At 36.4% G+C, this 20,088-nt stretch carries 17 protein-coding genes and 1 rRNA gene; 12 read left to right on the top strand and 6 right to left on the bottom strand.

Going from position 1 to position 20,088, the window contains the following annotated elements; translation table 11 throughout:
• The 4 genes from ACWIW0_RS09415 to ACWIW0_RS09400 all read right to left on the bottom strand — a co-directional run.
• A 16S ribosomal RNA gene (locus ACWIW0_RS09415) occupies positions 1-1,134 on the bottom strand; the annotation flags it as partial.
• A 385-nt stretch (positions 1,135-1,519) separates the two neighbouring features.
• On the bottom strand, positions 1,520-4,039 hold the full coding sequence (locus tag ACWIW0_RS09410; protein ID WP_454453101.1) for a GIY-YIG nuclease family protein: 2,520 nt from the start codon (positions 4,037-4,039) through the stop codon (positions 1,520-1,522).
• A 152-nt stretch (positions 4,040-4,191) separates the two neighbouring features.
• Positions 4,192-5,715, bottom strand: coding sequence for an Eco57I restriction-modification methylase domain-containing protein (locus tag ACWIW0_RS09405; RefSeq protein ID WP_454453100.1), 1,524 nt, complete (start codon positions 5,713-5,715; stop codon positions 4,192-4,194).
• Positions 5,708-6,337: an SAM-dependent DNA methyltransferase gene (locus ACWIW0_RS09400; protein WP_454453099.1), complete on the bottom strand. Its 630-nt coding sequence runs from the start codon at positions 6,335-6,337 to the stop codon at positions 5,708-5,710. Before ACWIW0_RS09400 ends, ACWIW0_RS09405 begins: the two co-directional genes overlap by 8 nt.
• A gap of 592 nt (positions 6,338-6,929) precedes the next feature.
• On the opposite strand from ACWIW0_RS09400, the gene mnmG reads away from it, so the two are divergent.
• The 3 genes from mnmG to ACWIW0_RS09385 are packed head-to-tail and all read left to right on the top strand — an operon-like array spanning position 6,930 to position 10,278.
• Entirely contained in the window at positions 6,930-8,819 is a 1,890-nt protein-coding gene (gene mnmG, locus ACWIW0_RS09395) for a tRNA uridine-5-carboxymethylaminomethyl(34) synthesis enzyme MnmG (RefSeq protein ID WP_454446093.1), read from the top strand.
• A gap of 11 nt (positions 8,820-8,830) precedes the next feature.
• Positions 8,831-9,442: a 16S rRNA (guanine(527)-N(7))-methyltransferase RsmG gene (gene rsmG / locus ACWIW0_RS09390; protein ID WP_454453098.1), complete on the top strand. Its 612-nt coding sequence runs from the start codon at positions 8,831-8,833 to the stop codon at positions 9,440-9,442.
• Between the two features lie 20 nt (positions 9,443-9,462).
• The gene (locus tag ACWIW0_RS09385; RefSeq protein ID WP_454453097.1) at positions 9,463-10,278 is read left to right on the top strand and encodes an alpha/beta hydrolase; all 816 of its coding nucleotides are present in this window, start codon (positions 9,463-9,465) and stop codon (positions 10,276-10,278) included.
• Between the two features lie 70 nt (positions 10,279-10,348).
• Here the strand turns inward: ACWIW0_RS09385 and ACWIW0_RS09380 are convergent, their stop codons facing one another.
• Positions 10,349-11,101 (bottom strand): esterase family protein, encoded by a 753-nt coding sequence (locus ACWIW0_RS09380; protein WP_454447301.1) that lies wholly within the window; start codon positions 11,099-11,101, stop codon positions 10,349-10,351.
• Positions 11,102-11,112: 11 nt separating this feature from the next.
• Positions 11,113-12,291: an ATP-grasp domain-containing protein gene (locus ACWIW0_RS09375; RefSeq protein ID WP_454453096.1), complete on the bottom strand. Its 1,179-nt coding sequence runs from the start codon at positions 12,289-12,291 to the stop codon at positions 11,113-11,115.
• Between the two features lie 241 nt (positions 12,292-12,532).
• Here ACWIW0_RS09375 and ACWIW0_RS09370 point away from each other — a divergent pair, with 241 nt between their 5' ends.
• The 9 genes from ACWIW0_RS09370 to atpH all read left to right on the top strand — a co-directional run bounded on the left by ACWIW0_RS09370 (position 12,533) and on the right by atpH (position 20,087).
• Positions 12,533-13,120, top strand: a complete 588-nt coding sequence (locus tag ACWIW0_RS09370) for a fimbrial protein (protein WP_454453095.1) — start codon at positions 12,533-12,535, stop codon at positions 13,118-13,120.
• 59 nt (positions 13,121-13,179) lie between these two features.
• On the top strand, positions 13,180-13,881 hold the full coding sequence (locus tag ACWIW0_RS09365; RefSeq protein ID WP_454453094.1) for a fimbrial biogenesis chaperone: 702 nt from the start codon (positions 13,180-13,182) through the stop codon (positions 13,879-13,881).
• A gap of 21 nt (positions 13,882-13,902) precedes the next feature.
• Positions 13,903-16,377: a fimbria/pilus outer membrane usher protein gene (locus tag ACWIW0_RS09360; RefSeq protein ID WP_454453093.1), complete on the top strand. Its 2,475-nt coding sequence runs from the start codon at positions 13,903-13,905 to the stop codon at positions 16,375-16,377.
• A gap of 3 nt (positions 16,378-16,380) precedes the next feature.
• Complete coding sequence (locus tag ACWIW0_RS09355) at positions 16,381-17,208, top strand: fimbrial protein (protein WP_454453092.1); 828 nt, start codon at positions 16,381-16,383, stop codon at positions 17,206-17,208.
• 173 nt (positions 17,209-17,381) lie between these two features.
• Positions 17,382-17,768, top strand: a complete 387-nt coding sequence (locus tag ACWIW0_RS09350; RefSeq protein ID WP_454453091.1) for an ATP synthase subunit I — start codon at positions 17,382-17,384, stop codon at positions 17,766-17,768.
• 28 nt (positions 17,769-17,796) lie between these two features.
• Positions 17,797-18,588 (top strand): F0F1 ATP synthase subunit A, encoded by a 792-nt coding sequence (atpB, locus tag ACWIW0_RS09345; RefSeq protein WP_454453090.1) that lies wholly within the window; start codon positions 17,797-17,799, stop codon positions 18,586-18,588.
• 144 nt (positions 18,589-18,732) lie between these two features.
• Positions 18,733-18,987 carry a F0F1 ATP synthase subunit C gene (atpE, locus tag ACWIW0_RS09340; protein ID WP_005713637.1) on the top strand — a complete coding sequence of 85 codons (255 nt, stop codon included), beginning with the start codon at positions 18,733-18,735 and terminating at the stop codon, positions 18,985-18,987.
• A gap of 82 nt (positions 18,988-19,069) precedes the next feature.
• The gene (gene atpF, locus ACWIW0_RS09335; protein ID WP_157402514.1) at positions 19,070-19,540 is read left to right on the top strand and encodes a F0F1 ATP synthase subunit B; all 471 of its coding nucleotides are present in this window, start codon (positions 19,070-19,072) and stop codon (positions 19,538-19,540) included.
• A gap of 13 nt (positions 19,541-19,553) precedes the next feature.
• On the top strand, positions 19,554-20,087 hold the full coding sequence (gene atpH, locus ACWIW0_RS09330) for a F0F1 ATP synthase subunit delta (protein ID WP_454453089.1): 534 nt from the start codon (positions 19,554-19,556) through the stop codon (positions 20,085-20,087).
• Position 20,088 lies beyond the last annotated feature (1 nt).

Raw genomic sequence — 20,088 nt, 5'->3', positions numbered from 1 at the left:
AATCGCTGGCAACAAAGGATAAGGGTTGCGCTCGTTGCGGGACTTAACCCAACATTTCACAACACGAGCTGACGACAGCCATGCAGCACCTGTCTCAGAGTTCCCGAAGGCACCCTCATATCTCTATAAGGTTCTCTGGATGTCAAGAGTAGGTAAGGTTCTTCGCGTTGCATCGAATTAAACCACATGCTCCACCGCTTGTGCGGGCCCCCGTCAATTCATTTGAGTTTTAACCTTGCGGCCGTACTCCCCAGGCGGTCGATTTATCACGTTAGCTTCGGGCACCAAGTATAAAACCCAATCCCCAAATCGACATCGTTTACAGCGTGGACTACCAGGGTATCTAATCCTGTTTGCTCCCCACGCTTTCGCACATGAGCGTCAGTATATTCCCAAGGGGCTGCCTTCGCCTTCGGTATTCCTCCACATCTCTACGCATTTCACCGCTACACGTGGAATTCTACCCCTCCCTAAAATACTCTAGCAACCCAGTATGAAATGCAATTCCCAGGTTAAGCCCGGGGCTTTCACATCTCACTTAAGTTACCGCCTGCGTGCCCTTTACGCCCAGTCATTCCGATTAACGCTCGCACCCTCCGTATTACCGCGGCTGCTGGCACGGAGTTAGCCGGTGCTTCTTCTGTGACTAACGTCAATCAACTAGTCTATTAAACTAATTGCCTTCCTCATCACCGAAAGAACTTTACAACCCGAAGGCCTTCTTCATTCACGCGGCATGGCTGCATCAGGGTTCCCCCCATTGTGCAATATTCCCCACTGCTGCCTCCCGTAGGAGTCTGGACCGTGTCTCAGTTCCAGTGTGGCTGGTCATCCTCTCAGACCAGCTAGAGATCGTCGGCTTGGTAGGCCTTTACCCCACCAACTACCTAATCCCACTTGGGCTCATCTTATGGCAGGTGGCCAAACGGTCCCACCCTTTAATCCGAAGATTTTACGCGGTATTAGCTACAGTTTCCCGTAGTTATCCCCCTCCATAAGCCAGATTCCCAAGCATTACTCACCCGTCCGCCACTCGTCAGCAAAGAAGCAAGCTTCTTCCTGCTACCGTTCGACTTGCATGTGTTAAGCCTGCCGCCAGCGTTCAATCTGAGCCATGATCAAACTCTTCAATTTAAAAAGTTTAATCGCTCAATAAATACTGACTCTAAAATCGCACTCCATAATCAACTTAAAGTCAATTAAAGAGAAAAATGAATTTCTAGTTAAGCACTTATCAAGACTTCAAAATTAAATAATATTTTCAAAATCAATCATCAACAAGTGCCCACACAGATTGTCTGATATATTGTTAAAGAGCAAAAAAGAACGACGCACCGCATAACTTAATTCGTTCACAACAGTGCGTCGTTGTGTGGTGCACATTATAGGGAAATCCGAAAACAACGCAAGTGTTTTTTTCAGAAAAATTGCAAAAAAATCGGAAAAACTGACCATTTGATGAAAAACAGAACAAAACCAAGAAAAAACATTCAAATAGCGGTCAGATTTTATATATTTTTTACAACCTCATTATTTTCTGTGCATCTTGCTGAGTAATAACTGTATTATATAAACCGATTAAATCAGAATAACGAACAATACCAGTATATTCTAAGCTTGCATTTTCATAGCGTTTAAATTTAAATACAGCATCATTCATTAGTGCTTCATTAAATACCCCTAAACTCACTAACAATTCAAAATCTTTTTGGGTTAAGCCCGTTACCTTTTGAAACAATCTTGGTTCAAGTTGGGTAATTACATCTCTTAAACAATGCTCTCGATAATCGGTTAAATACATAAATACTGGAATTCGAGTGGCAAATTTGATTAACTTTTCCTGAATTTGTTTACGCAAAGATTTATACTCTTTCTCTGCATCTGAAATTTCTGTTTTCTCTTTACCAGTAAGATCATCTCCTTTCTCTTTTTTAGCTTTCTTAACTGCGTCTGATTTATTGATAATAGTTTCGATATCTTGATTTAAAGAACGAAATCCTTCAATGTTAGCTAATGCTTTCATTGCTTGTTCATTTTCTTTTATACGGACTAAAGTATTATTATCTACATTAACGAGTAATGCACTCTCCCAACGGCGAGCTAATAGCGTTGCAGTAGTACCACTCATTGCAATATCTAGTACACCTTCAGCATCAATTTGCTTCATTGAACTACCATCATAAGCAAGAACGGGTAAAAAATGAATAAATTCAGCCACTTTCTGCTCAGGATTAGTATTAATAGTATCTAAACGACAACTATATTCCGCAATTTGACGTAATGCCCTATCAGGAGAAAAATCAAAAACATAGCATTGTTCTTTTAATATTTCTTCATTATTTGGATCATTATCATCATAACCTCTTAACACCCAAGGGGTTTGTACACGGAATGCTGCCTGAAAATAAGTTTCAGGGCTTGATGAATTACGCAACATCAAAATTCCTGTCCAAGAAGGAACAGAGACCCCTGTAGTTAATTTTCCACAAGATAGCGTAATTGTTTTTGTTGCAAGCGGGTTCTTTGTCATTGCATCTTGCACTGGAGGTAAAGCCGCTAGCCCAATTCCAGCTTGTGTTCCCGCTGCAACAACTATCTCATATTGATGAAAAAACTGATTTTGTTTTTGAGCCAATAAATTCCGCATTGCATAACAACTTGCAACGTTAGGTAAAAACCAAAAGGTATGCAATAAATTACCTAATAAATCAACATCAGAAAATGGCATTTTAGGTTTCTTTTGCCCCATTTTTAGCGTATCCACTGTCAATTCAGGCAATTTATTTTGAATAAAATCTAACCATTTTTGCACTTCATTTTGATATAAGAAACGGGCATCTTCACCACTTCCTTTTGCTTCAAAAAAATGGTTTAAGTCAAATTCATTGAATTCCCCTTTTCGTGCCACATCACGCAAGGAATCTGGTAATTGATAAGTCATCATTACCATTTTAGGCAAAGATAAATAAGGGTTTTTCCCCTGCTTTTCTTGCCATTCCTCCTTCGCTTTTTGCTCATCAGAATAAGTCCAGTTAAAAATCTGTTCCTCAATAAATTCCCCTGATGAAATTGCTCTAAATGGCGTACCCGAAAGATAGAGATAATGATCGGTAGTAATAGGTAGTAGATCTTCATCAAAGTCTTTCAAATCATCGCTTTCAGCAAAATTCAGTTCTTTTTTATCTTCTTCACCATCAAACAAATCTTTAGCATTTTCTCGCCAAGCCCCATAATGATATTCATCAAAAACAACACAATCCCAATTTTTTTCGTGAACCCATTCATTTTTAGGTTTGATCGCCCCTGATTTAGTTCTGCCCAAATAATCTTGAAAAGAACCAAAACAAACTAAAGGTAAATTAGGATCAACATCGTCATAAGCAAGACCATTTTTTGCAACAAATTGCCAATGCTCAAAATCAATATGATTACTCAAATCTTCTTGCCAGGCATCTTGTACTGCGGGCTTAAACGTTAAAATCAGAATTTTTTGCCACCCCATTGCTTTAGCTAATTGATACGTTGCAAAGGTTTTACCAAATCGCATTTTGGCATTCCACAAAAAACGGGGAGATTTACCTTTATTTGCTTTTTCTCGCTTAAAACTTTCAAAGTATTGACGAGTTTTATTGACTGCATCAACTTGTTCAGGGCGCATACCAAAAGAGAGAGTGCGTTTTTGTCGATTAGCTTTGCCACTTTTTACTTCTAATAATGCTGCTCTCACATCATCTAAACTACATTCAAACCATTCTCCATTTACCTGACGGACACCATTCTTCTTCAATACCTTATGTAGATCAAAATCTTTAAATAAACTGCCATTATCTCGAATAGCAAATTCATCTAATTCTATTTTCCACGTTTGTTCTGGCGTTTTAATTGGATATTGCTCACGAACTCGCTCTTCTACTTTCTGTCGGGTGGTATAGCCTATTTTTAAACAGTCTTTAAAATGGCTATCGGAATAAACATAAATACGGGGTGGGTTTAATTCTGAAAATTGGATTTTTTCACTGTTGGTTAATTGTGTATTCATTGGAAACTCTTTTATTATCTAATATCAAATTATTTGTAGGAACACCATACTAGTGTCCGTTTAAAACATTCATACAAGCGGTTAATTTTTCATAGAAATTTACAAATTATTTTACGGACGCTAGTATCTTATCTCTATCTATCACTTTAATTTTAACTATCATTTAAATCTTTATTAGGTAATACCATCATTTCTATATATTCAATTTCTTCTTGGGTTAATTGATATTTTTCGTAAAGTTTTTTATCAGACCAAGATTCAGAAAAATCTTGGATAGGAACAAACTGATATGTTAATTTAGTCGTATGTTGAGTATTCTTTCTTAAAGTAAGCATAAAATGAAAAAATCTAGTATTGATATAGCTCATTACATTTTCACAAGTTACTTTATTTTTAAATGGACCAACTACTAGATACGTTTCTGTACAAGCTGAACCTACTCCTGCATAAATAGGTTTTACATAGTCTGTCTTACTATCTCCAGATCCTACAGCATAAGGCATAATTACTTTATCTTTATCAAGCCAACTTTTATTAACTAATATATTTTCTCTTAAAAAATATCCGATTCCTTTATTTTGATATAGTCTTATATTCCCTGATTTACTATAGGGATTTGAGTTTCCTTTAATATTTGTAGCCAAACCAAATGGTTTTCTAGAACTAACAAACTCACTAAAACTTTTTTCATTAAAAGCCAATACTTTCCTTAAAATAGAAATACTCTCGTTATAACGGATAAAAATATCCAATCCATTTTCTTTTAAGGGTCTTTGCATTTGAGAAAATAAATTATTATTGTCATAAGTAGAAATTAAACAATCGCCGTTATAGCTCCTATCCCAAATAAAGTAGTTTACGCCTCCCTTTATTTCTACTCCAGGAAAACAATCTGCCGCATTAGGAAAATCATGAATTTCTTTAATATGTTTATCATTTAACATCTCATCACGGAAATCATCTAACCCTTTTCCACCGGCAAACCAACGAGATGGCGTAATCATAATAAGGTAATTAGGGTTTAACTTTTTGGCTTGTTGAATAAACTTGTGATAAATCGGAGCCGCACTTGCTTGTGCACCTCCGTCACTTAATTGATACGGCGGATTGCCAATAATTACATCAAATTTCATCTTCTCTAATCCCAATTTTTCTCGGCCATTTTGGTGAATAAACGCATAGGCGTGATTTTCAAGGGTAATACGATCATAAACTTCTTGGCTTGCTCCACATTCGCTACATTTTCTATCTGCCCAACTATGCTCTGTTTTCGGTTTAAAAATATTGCCTTCTTCATTTTTAAAAATAGTACAAATGGAATATTCGCCGTTAGCCCTTTTATTACAATACACACTACGGCGTGAAAGTAAGGCTGTCAGCTCTGTAATCGCAATACCATAAAGTTGCTGGCTATAAATATGGTTTAATCGCTCTTGTAAATCAGGAATTTGCAATTCAAGTCCTTTAATTAACCGCTTAGCAATTTCTCTTAAAAAAACGCCTGATTTACATACAGGATCTAAAAACTTAGCCTCTTTGTTTTGCCACAATTCTGCAGGTAAACGATCTAGCATTTGATTAACAATAACTGGCGGTGTAAACACTTCATCATTTGATAAATTGGCTAAACAGCTTAAAACGTCAGGGTTATAGTTAATATTGGATAAATTATTCATTATTTAGCTCCAAAAAATGTACAAGTGGATAATCATCTTTGATCGCTTGTGGAATAAAAGCTGGTTCGCCTTCATCAGAGAAAAGAGGGAGATCACTAAGGTTGTAAACTAAATCTTGATAGATATAATCTCGGCGTTTAAATTCATTACAGATCAAACTCCATTCTGTAAAAATAATGCTATCGCCTTTATCTGTTTTTAATGAAAGAGCATCACCACATAGAATGTTCTTTTCTAGTAAGTAATTCACTGAATTTAAACATTTCGTTTTGTAGCTTTTTGGATATTGACTTTGATAAAGAGCTGAGAAAGTATCAAACAAACGCTTACGGCATTCTTGAACGTTGTCAGGCAAAAGTTCTATGCCATATAAACTACTCACTGATAAAATTGCATTACGTTCATAGTCTAGTTGGATTTTTCTATACTTTTTAGCTACCGCATTAAGCTTTCTCGTCAAAATAGCAACGAGAAAATTACCTGTACCGCAAGCTGGTTCAAGAAAGGTTTTGTCTGGATCTATAACTTGATCTTTAACAAGATCAAGCATTGCATTAACTTCTCGTTCATTGGTATAAACTTCACCGAAGTCAGCAACTCGCTGTTTGGATTTCACTTGCATCAGGCAGCTCCTAAAAATAGGAATATGCCAAGCAGATGAATAAAAGAGGGGAAAATTAGACTAGTTTGGCGTTTGGCGTTTGGCGTTTGGCGTTTGGCGTTTGGCGTTAAACATTAAGTTCTCCTTAAAATATTGTCAATCTTTGCTACATTATAAATAACCTTAAGCAATTGAAGCAAGAAAAGCGGTAAGATAACCCTTAGCTTTTGCAACTTTTCGCTGAGATACACCACCATTCCCCTGTGGATAACTTATAATAAAACTGTCATTAACTTGAGATCTATTCTAGGATAATTTCAGTGTAAAAATGATCTGTGGATAAATCGTGATCTTATTCACAACAAAGATCCTTGTGTTCTGATCCTTTTATACAATTTTAGATCTATTTTAACTTATTGTTTCTACTGAATTTTATCTACTTATCCATATTTCACTATCGCCCTAATAAAAACAATAATAAAGATCTCTATATAAAGATCTTATTTATATAGGATCACCAAATTCGTTTTGATCTTCAAAATAGCTTTTCTAGGATCTTCTTTTTTCAGGTACAATAGATCGTTTTGATTTTAGTATAATGTAAAAGGTTTATATGATTTATCGTGAACTATATGATGTGATTGTCGTTGGTGGGGGGCACGCTGGTACAGAAGCAGCTCTTGCCCCTGCTCGAATGGGGCTAAAAACGTTATTATTAACCCATAATGTCGATACGCTAGGGCAAATGTCTTGTAATCCTGCTATTGGGGGAATTGGTAAAGGGCATTTAGTGAAAGAAATTGATGCTATGGGTGGTTTAATGGCAACAGCCACAGACCACGCAGGTATTCAATTTAGAACTCTCAATAGCAGTAAAGGCCCAGCTGTTCGAGCTACTCGAGCTCAAGCAGATAGAGTTCTTTATCGCCAAGCAGTGCGTACAGCATTAGAAAACCAAGCGAATTTAGATATTTTCCAACAAGAAGTGGTGGATATTTTAGTGGAAAATAATCGTGCAGTGGGTGCGGTAACGAAAATGGGGCTAACCTTTAAAGCTAAAGCTGTTATTTTAACGGCTGGCACTTTCTTAGCAGGTAAGATCCATATTGGTTTAGATAATTATGCAGGTGGTCGAGCAGGTGATCCTGCCGCTACTATGTTGGCTGATCGTTTGCGTGATTTAAATTTGCGTGTGGATCGTTTAAAAACAGGGACACCACCTCGTTTAGATGCAAGAACAATTGATTTTTCAGTATTAGCTCAACAGCACGGCGATGACGTCTTGCCGGTATTCTCGTTTATGGGATCGGTGGAACAGCACCCACGCCAAATTCCTTGCTATATTACGCATACAAATGAACAAACTCACGATTTGATCCGTAATAGTTTAGATCGCAGCCCGATGTACACTGGGATCATTGAAGGTATAGGCCCACGCTACTGCCCATCGATTGAAGATAAAGTGATGCGTTTTAGTGATCGTAATAGCCACCAGATTTATTTAGAACCTGAAGGCTTAACCACAATTGAAGTTTATCCTAATGGTATTTCAACGAGCTTACCTTTTGATGTACAAATGGGTATTGTAAATTCGATGAAAGGCTTAGAAAAAACGCGTATTTTAAAACCAGGCTATGCAATTGAATACGATTACTTTGATCCGAGAGATTTAAAACCAACTTTAGAAACCAAAGCTATTGATGGTTTATTCTTTGCTGGACAAATAAACGGTACAACAGGTTATGAAGAAGCTGGGGCTCAAGGTTTATTAGCAGGGATTAACGCAGGATTACAAGTGCAGGGTAAAGAACCTTGGTTCCCTACGCGTGATCAGGCATATACGGGGGTTTTAGTTGATGATCTCTGTACTTTAGGAACAAAAGAGCCTTATCGAGTATTTACTTCTCGTGCGGAATACCGCTTATTATTGCGTGAAGATAATGCCGATATTCGTCTAACGCCAATTGCTTACCAAATGGGGCTAATTGATGAAGCTCGTTGGGCTCGTTTTAATCAGAAAATGGATAATATTGAGAAAGAGCGTGAGCGTTTAAAACAGATTTGGGTTCATTTACAGACTGCAAACCTTGATGAAGTGAATAGTTTACTCAGTAGTCCATTAGCACGAGAAGCCAGCGGTGAAGATCTATTACGCCGCCCTGAAGTTACCTATGAAAAATTAACGCAAATTGAGCCTTTTGCTCCTGCTATTGAAGATAAACAGGCTGCAGAGCAGGTCGAAATTGCGATTAAATATCAGGGGTATATTGAGCATCAATATCAAGAAATTGAACGCCATAAACGCCACGAAAATACACTTATTCCTGCGGAATTTGATTATGACAAAGTGGAAAGTTTATCAAATGAAGTGCGTGCAAAATTAACCCAACATCGCCCTGTATCCATTGGGCAAGCGAGCCGAATTTCAGGCATCACACCAGCCGCAATTTCCATTTTATTGGTTGCCTTGAAAAAACAAGGTATGCTGAAACGTGGCGAGTAAGGATTTGCAAAATGTTAGCGAAATTAGACCGCTTGTTAGCCCAAGCGGATATTCAATTAACTTCTCAACAGAAACAGCAACTGATTGATTTTATTAAATTATTAGACAAGTGGAATAAAGCCTACAATTTAACATCGGTGCGTGATCCGAATGAGATGCTAATTAAGCATATTTTAGATAGCCTTGTGGTGAGTAAACATCTACAAGGATCGCATTTTATTGATGTTGGAACAGGGCCGGGGTTGCCAGGTATTCCCCTTGCGATAGCTAATCCAGATAAACAATTTGTGCTGTTAGATAGTTTAGGGAAACGGATCACTTTCATAAAAAATGCGATTCGTGAGTTGAAATTAACTAATGTTGAGCCTGTACTTAGCCGAGTAGAAGAATTTCAAGAAAAACAGTTTGATGGCGTACTTAGTCGAGCTTTTGCATCATTAAATGATATGGTGGATTGGTGCTACCATTTACCTAATCAAAATGGACGTTTTTATGCGTTAAAAGGGATTTATCAAAGCGAAGAAATTGAGCAAATTACACGTCCGATTGAATTGTTAGAGGTTATCCCATTACAAGTACCAGAGCTTGTTGGAGAGCGTCATTTAATTGTATTAAAGAAGTAAATTACAACGGTTAAGTAGTTATGCAACATCATTACCTTGAAATGCAAGAGCATTTTCTTTATGTGCCTTATTATCAACATAATAGACGCATTCGAGTTTTATTACCTAAAGATTATCACCACGAGCAGTGGCAACGCTACCCTGTGTTATATATGCACGATGGGCAAAATGTGTTTTATAGCAAAGAATCTTACTCTGGACATTCTTGGAAAATTATTCCAACAATCAAAAATACGCACGAATTACCGAAGTTAATTATTGTTGGAATTGATAATGCTGGTGTTGATCGTCTTGATGAATATGGGCCTTGGAAAACGGATGTAGGAAAAGGCTTTGTTGCTAATGCAGGTGGAAAAGGAATGGATTATGCTAAATGGGTTGTCGAAACGGTAAAGCCATTTATTGATCATCATTACCGAACCAAGCCTGAGTGTGAACAAACCTTACTTGCAGGTAGCTCAATGGGTGGTATTATTACCGCTTATATGGGAGCAGCATATCCACATATTTTCGGACATCTTGGGGTATTTTCTTTAGCTTCGTGGTTTAGTGAAGCTGCTTTTCTGCAATTTATTCATCATCATCCATTAGCAAAATCGAGCAAAGTCTTTATTCAAGTCGGGACAAATGAAGGCGATGAAGTGGATTCCCATTTTATTTCAAATATGAACCAAGCCTATATTGATTGTACCTTGCATTATTATCAAGCTCTATTGCGTACAGGACAGCCACTTGATCATATTCGCTTACGCATAATGGCAAATGAAATCCACCACGAAATGCACTGGGCAGATCATTTCGTGGATTTTCTGCGGTTTTCATTAGTGGATAATTAAAAATAAGCGGTCATTTTTCCTTGAAAATTTGCAATATTTTATAAAATGACCGGTTATATGATATATTAAGTTAAATAATTCCTTGCTCTTCCAACTTACCTAAGAAATAAGGCATTTGAATTCGCCACCAAGGCCAATCGTGATCAACATCTTTTCCCCAAAAGTCAAACCAACCGTCAATACCTTTTGCTTTAAAGGCGTATTCTAAGCGTTTGGTATCTTCAATATGTTGCTCTTCCCAAGCACCTTGCCCTACGGCAACAATATAGTGATTTTGACGATAACGATCTAAAAACCAGTTATCCTGTTGGTTCCAAAGATAATCAATAGGAGAATTGAAATAAACAGTTGGATTACCATTAAATTCGTGAGTAAAGAAACGAGCATCATAGACGCCACTAAGTGCAATAGCGACATCAAATAAATCAGGGTGGCGTAGTGCAAAGTTAATAGTATGAAAGCCTCCCATACTGCAACCTGTTGCGATCATCGCACCGCTCCAGTTGGATTCATAACGAATAAGTGGTACTAATTCATTGATAATATAGCGATCATAAGCATTATGAGCTTGAGCCATATCTTGCCCTGATTTCCATTCCGCTAACCAAGATTCACTATCAAATGAATCAGGCGTATAAAATTTAACTAACCCTCTATCTATAAATGAACGACAAGCATCAATCATTCCAAAATTACCGTATTCATTTTGATTTCCGCCCGATGATGGAAAAACAATGATGGGCTTACCTGCGTGTCCATAAACATTAAAGTGCATTTCTCTACCGAGTTCACCACTCCAGTGGCTTCTTTTTTCAAAGTGCATTATTGATTACCTTATTGTTTTTGTTGTGCAAAGTGAGCAATTTCGTGCATTTCTTCAATACTTGCGGTTCTGGCGAGAATACCTTGTTCGCCCATAATTTTAGCAAAAATCCCTGGTACACTTTGAACGCTAATAATGTTTCCAGCATATTTCTCACAAATATCTTGAATAGAATTCACGTAATTTTTATTCGCTTTACGAGCAATATAAACCACATTCCAAGGGTGCTTAATGTCAGTATAGAACTTATTCTCTTTAACAATATTTGAGTATTCTCTAAATACATCGAAATCATTGGCGTAGTTCCACATATCTATCGTTAATCCACCTGGTGGGCGGCAGTTAATTTCAAGTGGCATCAATTCGTTTGATCCTTTAACGCGGAAAAACTCAAAGTGGAAGAAACGTTCTCTTACTTTAAATGCTTCCACACATTTTTTACCTAAAGTAATCAGATCTTGCGGAATTTCACGAGGAACGTAAAAATAAATATCACGATCTTCAGAAACAATATCAATCACTACTTCAGAGTACTCAAGCCCAGAATAGAAAACAATATTTCCTTCGTGATCGGTTAAACCATCAAAGGTAACAATGTCGCCTTCAATAAATTCTTCCATAATATATTCTACGTTCGGATTTTTATTGTTGAAGAAATCATCTAAATCTTGACTATTCTTTACTTTATAGGTATCACTTGCACCAACACCTGAGTTTGGTTTAATGATGACAGGATAGTTAAGTTGCTTAACTAACTTAAGAGCATCTTCATCACCTTTAAAAACACGCCCCTGAGCGACTTTTAAACCTGCTTTACGGAAGACTTCTTTCATTTGAGATTTAGTTTTGATCGCTAACATATCTTCCGTTTTATAACCGAAGACATTGAAATCGGTGCGTAATTTAGCATCAAGCTCTAGCCAATGCTCGTTATGAGATTCAATACGATCGATTCGCCCATATTTATGAGCAAAATAACCTACCGCACGATAGACTTGCTCATAATCTTCCATATTATCAACACGATAATACTCCGTTAATGAATTGCGTAACCCTTCGCTTAACTGCTCATAGGGCGTATCGGCAATTCCTAAGGTATTAAACCCATTCTCTCTTAATCTCACTGCAAAAGTTTCAAAGTTCGCAGGAAAATGTGGAGAAATCATCACAAAGTTGAGTTTTCTAGACATATATTTCCTTATATTAAAGATAAAAAATAATATGATAAATTTTAATCTAATTTCACTTTATTGTAAGGCTTTATTAATAAATATTTTGGATTACAATTATTTTAGTTTGTCAATTTTATTTTTGTTATGTAATATTGTGTAAATTATATTCTATGGTATAATTTTCATACTTAGCCGTTATTTATTTAATGATGGCTACTATCCTACCTGTCACATTTATTCTTTTTAGAGGATTAATTCTATGAAAAAATTATTAGTTGCTTTAAGCATTGCTTCTTTATTTACTGGTTCTACCCTTGCTAATGAAACAGAAATTGTTGCAGAAGATCCTATTGGTAACGGTGTTGTAATTGAAGGGGCTAAAGGGCAATATTCTTTTAGAGGTGAAATTGTAAACCCAACTTGTATAATTAAAGATGCCTATAAAAAAGTTACTTTACCTACTGTTTGGGCTAATGAATTAGAGACAGATTCTAAAAAAACAGACTTTTCAATAGATTTAAATGGTTGCTCTCCATTCTTTGATGAAAATAACTTTGCTAGTAAATCTGTTTCTATAAGATTTGATGCGGCAGAAAATACTCTTGAAAATGGATTACTGAAAAATCAAGTAGGAACAGAGCCAACAGGGACAGAATCAAATGTTTATTTGAAAGTTACTCAAGGGGAATTAAATGTATTATCTAACGGTGTCTCTGTACAACCAAAAGTATTAGATAAAGGTGAGTTTAGTTTTAATTTCTCTGTTGAATATGCAAAAGGAGATGAAGGGAATGTAAGACCAGGTATTGTTAGTGCAGTTCTGCCGTTTACTGTTATTTATAAATAGTACTTGTCACATCAGCCCCAGCTTTACGCTGGGGGTAACTTTATAAAGGAAATGTAAAGATGTTTAAATGGTTAGCAGGGATTGTATTGGCTGGTATTACTTTTACTTCTCAAGCCAATATTGTGATATTAGGCACTCGAGTTATTTATCCGAGTGATAAGAAAAATATTAGCGTACAATTAACGAATAAAGGTAGTCTTCCTTCCTTAGTTCAGTCTTGGATCGACAATGGCGATGAAAAAGCTGATCCAAATAAATTAAAACTTCCTTTTGTTATTACACCGCCCGTTTCTCGTGTTGATCCACAAAAGCAACAAACTTTGCGTGTTAGCTATACAGGTGAACCGTTAGCGAAAGATCGTGAAACCTTATTCTTTTTCAACGTGTTAGATATTCCACCTAAGCCAAGTAAAGAGTCACTTGAGAAAAATCCAAATTACTTGCAATTTTCAGTTCGTAGTCGTTTGAAGTTTTTCTTCCGTCCTGCAAATTTGCCTTATCCCGTAGAAGATGCTTATCATAAAGTCAGTTGGAAAATAAGTGGTAAACAAATTACGGTAAATAACCCAACACCTTATTTTATTACTTACAGTAAAGTGGCAGTTAAACAAGGTAACAAATCAGTAGCTACTCGAGATGCGGATATGGTTGCACCATTTTCGACTAAAACATTTAATTTTAATCAAGCTGTCTCAACGGGCCAGATTGAATGGTCTGTTATCAATGACTATGGTGGCGAAACAAACGGTATTTCAAAATAATAATTTAAATCTTTTATAGCTATGACGGTAAAGAAACCCTTCAAATACCACAAAGTTGCTTATTTTTGTAGCCTCGCACTATTTGGGGCTACTTTTGCTAGTGCAGAAGAGTTTGAATTTGATGAGCGTTTTCTTGGCACAGTTGCAGGGCAGCCAACTGCCGATGTAGCTAAATACCGTTTTGGAAATCCTATTCCGACTGGCGAATATACTGCTGATGTTTTTGTAAATGGGACTAAACACGGCAATACCGTCATTAAAGTTATTGAAGATAGCGATAATCCGTTAAAGGGATTGTGTTTAACACCCAATTTATTATCCGTTTTATCGTTACAAAGTGATGCCATTAAGCAATCTGCATCAGATCACGATTGCATAAGCATTATAAATGCTATTCCTGAAGCTAAAATACAGTTTGATGTAGGTACTTTAGCGTTAAATATTGAAATCCCACAAATTTTAGTGAAAAAAAGACCGCGTGGTTATATTGATCCTAGCCTTTGGCAATCTGGCGTTCCCGCACTATTTATTCGTTATGATGCAAACCACTACATTCATAAATTTGGTGATCGCTCTAGCAAGAATTCATACCTTAGTCTTCATTCTGGTGCAAATTTAGGACTGTGGTCGTTACGTCATCGTGGTTCAAAAAGCTGGCAAGAACAAAAAGGACTCCCCTACCAATATCAATATACCTATTTACAGCGTGATATTGATGCAATCAATGGACGTTTAACCCTAGGTGATCTTTATACAAGCGGTCACTTTTTTGAAAACTTTAGCATTAGAGGGATTCAGATCGAGAATGATGAACGAATGTTACCCTATTCCTTGCGTGGCTATGCCCCCCGTATTCAAGGTGTAGTGAATAACCCTGCAAGAATTATTGTACGTCAAGATAATCATATTATTTATGAAATTTCCGTCCCCGCAGGTGCATTTAGTATTGATGACATTTATCCTGTGGGGTATTCAGGAAAATTAGACGTTGAGATTATTGAATCGAACGGGCAAACACGCACTTTCTCTGTGCCTTTTTCTAATGCAATTCGTTTAGTACGAGCAGGACAACTCTATTACCGATTATCAGGTGGTCGTTATCGTGAGCAAACTAAAGTTTTTAACGAAAACATTGTACAAGCTGAATTACAGTACGGTTTAGCCAATAGCGTTACCCTAAATTTAGGTGGAATGGGGAGTAAAAACTACTTATCAGGCTTAATTGGGGCAGCATTTGATACACCATTGGGGGCTTTTTCTGCCAATGTAAACTATACCCGTAATAAATTTCCTTATTTAAAACAATCAAATAAGCATTATGGTGTAAATGTAGGATATAGTTTAAATCTTAACCGTTGGGGAAGTTATTTTTCTGCATCATATTACAAATCTTTATCAGAAACTAACTACTCTCTATCTCAAGTATTAGATATCAATAGAAATAGCAAAAAACTTGAACAATCTCACCGCTTAAAACAGCGTGTTAGTCTTTCTTTTAATCAATCACTAGGTTCGACTTTTGGTGGTATCTCGCTCTCGGCAATCCGTAATGTCTATTGGAATTTAAACAAACCCGTTAATGAATACCAATTTAGTTATGGTAACTCATTTAAAGGGATTCAGTATCAGCTAGGCTATTCACAAGTTAAAGATGGCAATCTAGCCACTCAAGATAAACAATTCTACGCCAATATTTTCTTTACTTTTGGGGCAAGTTTGAATAGTCCTACGGTGTATGCAACCTATAATAAAACGCAACAAGGATATACGAGCTATACCTCTCTCAATGGTTCATTGGGAGAAGATAATCAATTTACCTATGCTATTAATGCCAATAAAGCTAGCGATAGCAACTATTATTCTATCAATTCTGGTTATAAGGCATCATTTGCTAAATTTAATGTTGGAATGGGGCAATCCAAGCAAACTAAACAAACGAATTTTGCGGTATCTGGTGCCTTAGTAGCACATCCAGAAGGTGTTACTTTAAGCAATGATTTAAGCGATACTTTCGCTATTATTTCTGCTAAAGGAGCAACAGGTGCAAAGATCAATAATGGTAATGCCGCTAATCTTGATTGGTTTGGTAATGGCATTGTTCCTTATGTTTCACCCTATCAGACAAATTATATTGGTATTGACCCCAATAATATTCCTGCTGATGTAGAAATTGAGGCAACAGGGCAAGAGATTATTCCGCGAGCAAATAGTATCTCTTTAGTTAAATTCAACACAAAAACAGGAAAAAATGTCCTATTTGATGTAGTAAAAACAGATGGTACCCCACCACCTCTAGCAGCAGAAGTCTTTAATCAACAGAACCAGCTGATCGGTTATGTTGTTCAAGGTGGACGAGTATTTGTCCGTGGGATTGATAATTCTGGAAGATTAACAGTTATTTGGGGTAACAGTGAAACAGAACGATGCCACTTCAATTATCAAATTGATCCTAACTCAGATGATGTAATCACTGTACAATGTCAAACTAAGGAATAGAAGATGAAAACGATATTGAGCTTATGCTTGGCTTTATTGGTTAGCCCTCTTTATGCTAATCCGCAAGTGATTTCTATTACTTTTCCTGCAATTTCTTGGGATTACCCTAGAGACAATTTTATGGTTCAAACTATTTCTCAAATTCAACAAAATGTGAAAATATCAGAAAAAGTTTCCTTGCAGTTTGATGTAAAAGCAGAAAGTGAAGCTCTTGATTTATTAGGGCAAAAAGTATATCCAACAAATATTGATGGAATTGGTATTAGTTTAGCTGTGAACAATACTGATATTTCAACAACTCTTATCGCATATAAACCTTTGCAAGCAGGTACTTATTCAATCACGTCCAAAACACTCGCTACTTTACTTAATAGCGATAATCAGACTATTTATACGGTAAATTTACAACCTACCCAACTAACAATAAAAGCACGATCTTGCCAATTACAGCAAAGCAATCAAACCGTAAAATTAGCTAGTGCATTCCAAAGTGAATTAACCAATAAAGGTTCTGAGGTTTTTGGTGGATACTTTAATTTAGCATTGCTCTGTGATCCAAACGTTAAAGCATTTACAACCTTCTTTGATCAAAATAACATACAGAATCATAGTTCTATACTTAGTTTAGATACTAATAAATCAACAGCCAAAGGGGTTGGCATTCGTATTTATAAAGAAAATAATGAAGCTATTGAACTTGGTAAAGAATGGCTATTTTCTGAAGATCAGCTAAATCCACAACATAGGTTCTCTGCAAAATATGTCAGTTTGGGAAATGTTTCGGCTGGAACTGTAAATGCTGTTGCAACCGTTACTTTTTCCTATCGTTAGTTTTATTTATTTTATTGCAAAAAATAAATAAAAATGTCAAAAATGTTAATAACTTAACACTTTTTCTCACGTTTAGAGGTTGGCATTAAAAATAGAGTAACGTATAATTTGCAAGGTTGTGTAATTTTGAAGTGTATTCTGTAAGCACTAACCAAATTTTGAGAGTAAAAGGAATGTCGATAGTTATTCGTCAAACAAGGCAACTTTACTATAAAGTAATTTCTATTGAGATTGTTTTACTGTTAATTCTGTTTTGTAGCATTACTTTTTTTTATTCAATGGGGACTGGTCTTTCCTTTTTAGTAGGTAGTTTAGCTAGCCTATTACCTCATTGCTTATTTGTTTATTGGATTTTTTTCCGTCAATCTACAAAAAATACGAATAAAATGACCGCTTTCTATCGTGGTGAAGGGTTAAAATGGCTACTCACCATTGTGCTGATTGTGGTTGCATTTAAAAGCTATCCAACAATGAACTTTTTGGCTTTTTTTGTTGGTTATTTTTTTATGTTGCTATGTAATAGCTTGTTGCCCATTTTATTAAAGCTTCGAGCAAAATAGGTTTCGTTTAATTTCAAAGGGATAAATTATGGCTGGTCAAACTACCGCTGATTATATTGGTCACCACTTAACCTTTCTCAAAACTGGGGATGGTTTCTGGAATGTACATTTAGATACCCTGTTTTTTTCATTACTTGCAGGCGTTATCTTCCTATTTTTCTTTACTCGTGTAGCCAAAAAAGCAACAACGGGTGTACCTGGGAAATTTCAATGTTTTGTTGAAATGATTATTGAATGGGTTAATGGCTTAGTTAAAGATAACTTCCACGGTTCTCGTGATGCTGTTGCACCATTAGCATTGACAGTTTTCTGTTGGGTGTTTGTAATGAATGCCATTGACTTAATTCCTGTTGATTTTCCACCTCAATTTGCAGAAATGTTAGGTATCCACTATTTACGTGCAGTACCGACAGCAGATATTAGTGCAACTTTAGGTATGGCAATTTGTGTATTCTGCTTAATTATTTTCTACACAATTAAATCAAAAGGAGTAAGTGGTTTTGTTAAAGAATATACACTTCACCCATTTAATCACTGGGCATTTATTCCAGTAAACTTAGTTTTAGAATTAGTTACATTGATTGCAAAACCTATTTCATTAGCATTCCGTTTATTCGGTAATATGTATGCAGGTGAGTTAATCTTTATCTTAATTGCAGTAATGTATATGGCAGATAATTTCTTACTTCAGGCTTTAGGCTTGCCATTACATTTAGCTTGGGCGATTTTCCATATCCTTGTGATTACGCTTCAGGCATTCATCTTTATGATGCTAACGATTGTTTACTTGAGTATTGCTTATAACAAAGCAGATCACTAAACAAAATAGATTGGTAAGCGGTTAGTTTTTTGAAAATTTTTGCAAAAATATGACCGCTTGTGAAACCCGATCAAATGATTTTTACTTTACTTTTTTATTAACCCTAGCCGAAAGGCTTTTTACTCAATCTTAATGGAGAACATTATGGAAACTGTAATTACAGCAACAATTATTGGTGCGTCAATCCTACTTGCATTTGCTGCACTTGGTACAGCGATTGGCTTTGCTATCTTAGGTGGTAAATTCTTAGAATCATCTGCTCGTCAGCCTGAATTAGCAAGTAGCTTACAAACTAAAATGTTTATCGTTGCAGGTCTTCTTGATGCGATTGCAATGATTGCAGTAGGTATTTCTTTACTTTTCATCTTCGCAAACCCGTTCATTGATTTATTGAAATAAGTCGGATTTGTTTAACCGTAGTTATTTGAAATAGCTGATAGGTTATTATTGAGTAACTTAGCCGACTTTTGAGGAGGGCGTTGTGAATTTAAATGCAACACTAATTGGCCAACTGATTGCGTTCTCACTATTTGTGTGGTTCTGTATGAAGTTTGTATGGCCACCGCTAATTAAAGCGATTGAAACTCGTCAAGCGAATATCGCTGACGCTCTTGCAAGTGCTGAAAAAGCAAAGCAAGAACAAGCTGATACGAAAGTTTTAGTTGAACAAGAACTTGCTAAAGCACGTGAAGAAGCTCAACAGATCGTTGATTTAGCGACTAAACGTCGTAATGAAATTTTAGAGTCTGTCCAAGCTGAAGCTGAAGCTGAAAAAGCAAAAATTATTGAGCAAGGTTACGCAGAAGTTGAAAACGAACGTAAACGAGTTCAAGAAGAGCTTCGTCAAAAAGTAGCAGCATTAGCAGTAGCTGGTGCAGAGAAAATTGTGGGTCGTTCTGTTGATGCAGCGGCAAACAATGACATTATTGATAAGCTAGTTGCAGAACTATAATTGAGGGGGGCAGATGTCAGAATTAACTACAGTAGCTCGCCCCTATGCTAAAGCAGCTTTTGATTTTGCTTTAGAACAGAGTCAGTTGGATAAATGGCAAGAGATGTTACAGTTTTCAGCACTCGTTGCAGAAAATAACGAAGTAGCTGATTTTATTAGTTCTTCACTTGCTCCTAGCAAAATTGCAGAGATGTTTATTGCAATTTGTGCAGAGCAACTTGACCAATATGGGCAAAATTTCATTCGTATTATGGCCGAAAATAAACGTTTAAGTGCGTTACCTTCGGTATTAAATGCATTTCTTGAATTTCGTTCGGATTACGAATCGACTAAAGAAGTTGAAGTTGTTTCTGCAACAGAATTAAGTGAAGCTCAAAAAACTAAAATCGCAACTGCGATGGAGAAGCGACTTGATTGCAAAGTACGTCTTGTTTCACGCGTAGATAGTTCACTACTTGCTGGTGTAATTATTCGTTATGATGATACCGTTATTGATGGTAGTAGTCGTGGACAACTAAATCGTTTAGCAACTGAGTTGTGCTTGTAAG

It is taken from the genome of Ursidibacter sp. B-7004-1 (genome assembly GCF_053654055.1).
Note: the sequence above shows the minus strand (reverse complement) of the source record. Positions and strands in the feature narration are given on the sequence as shown.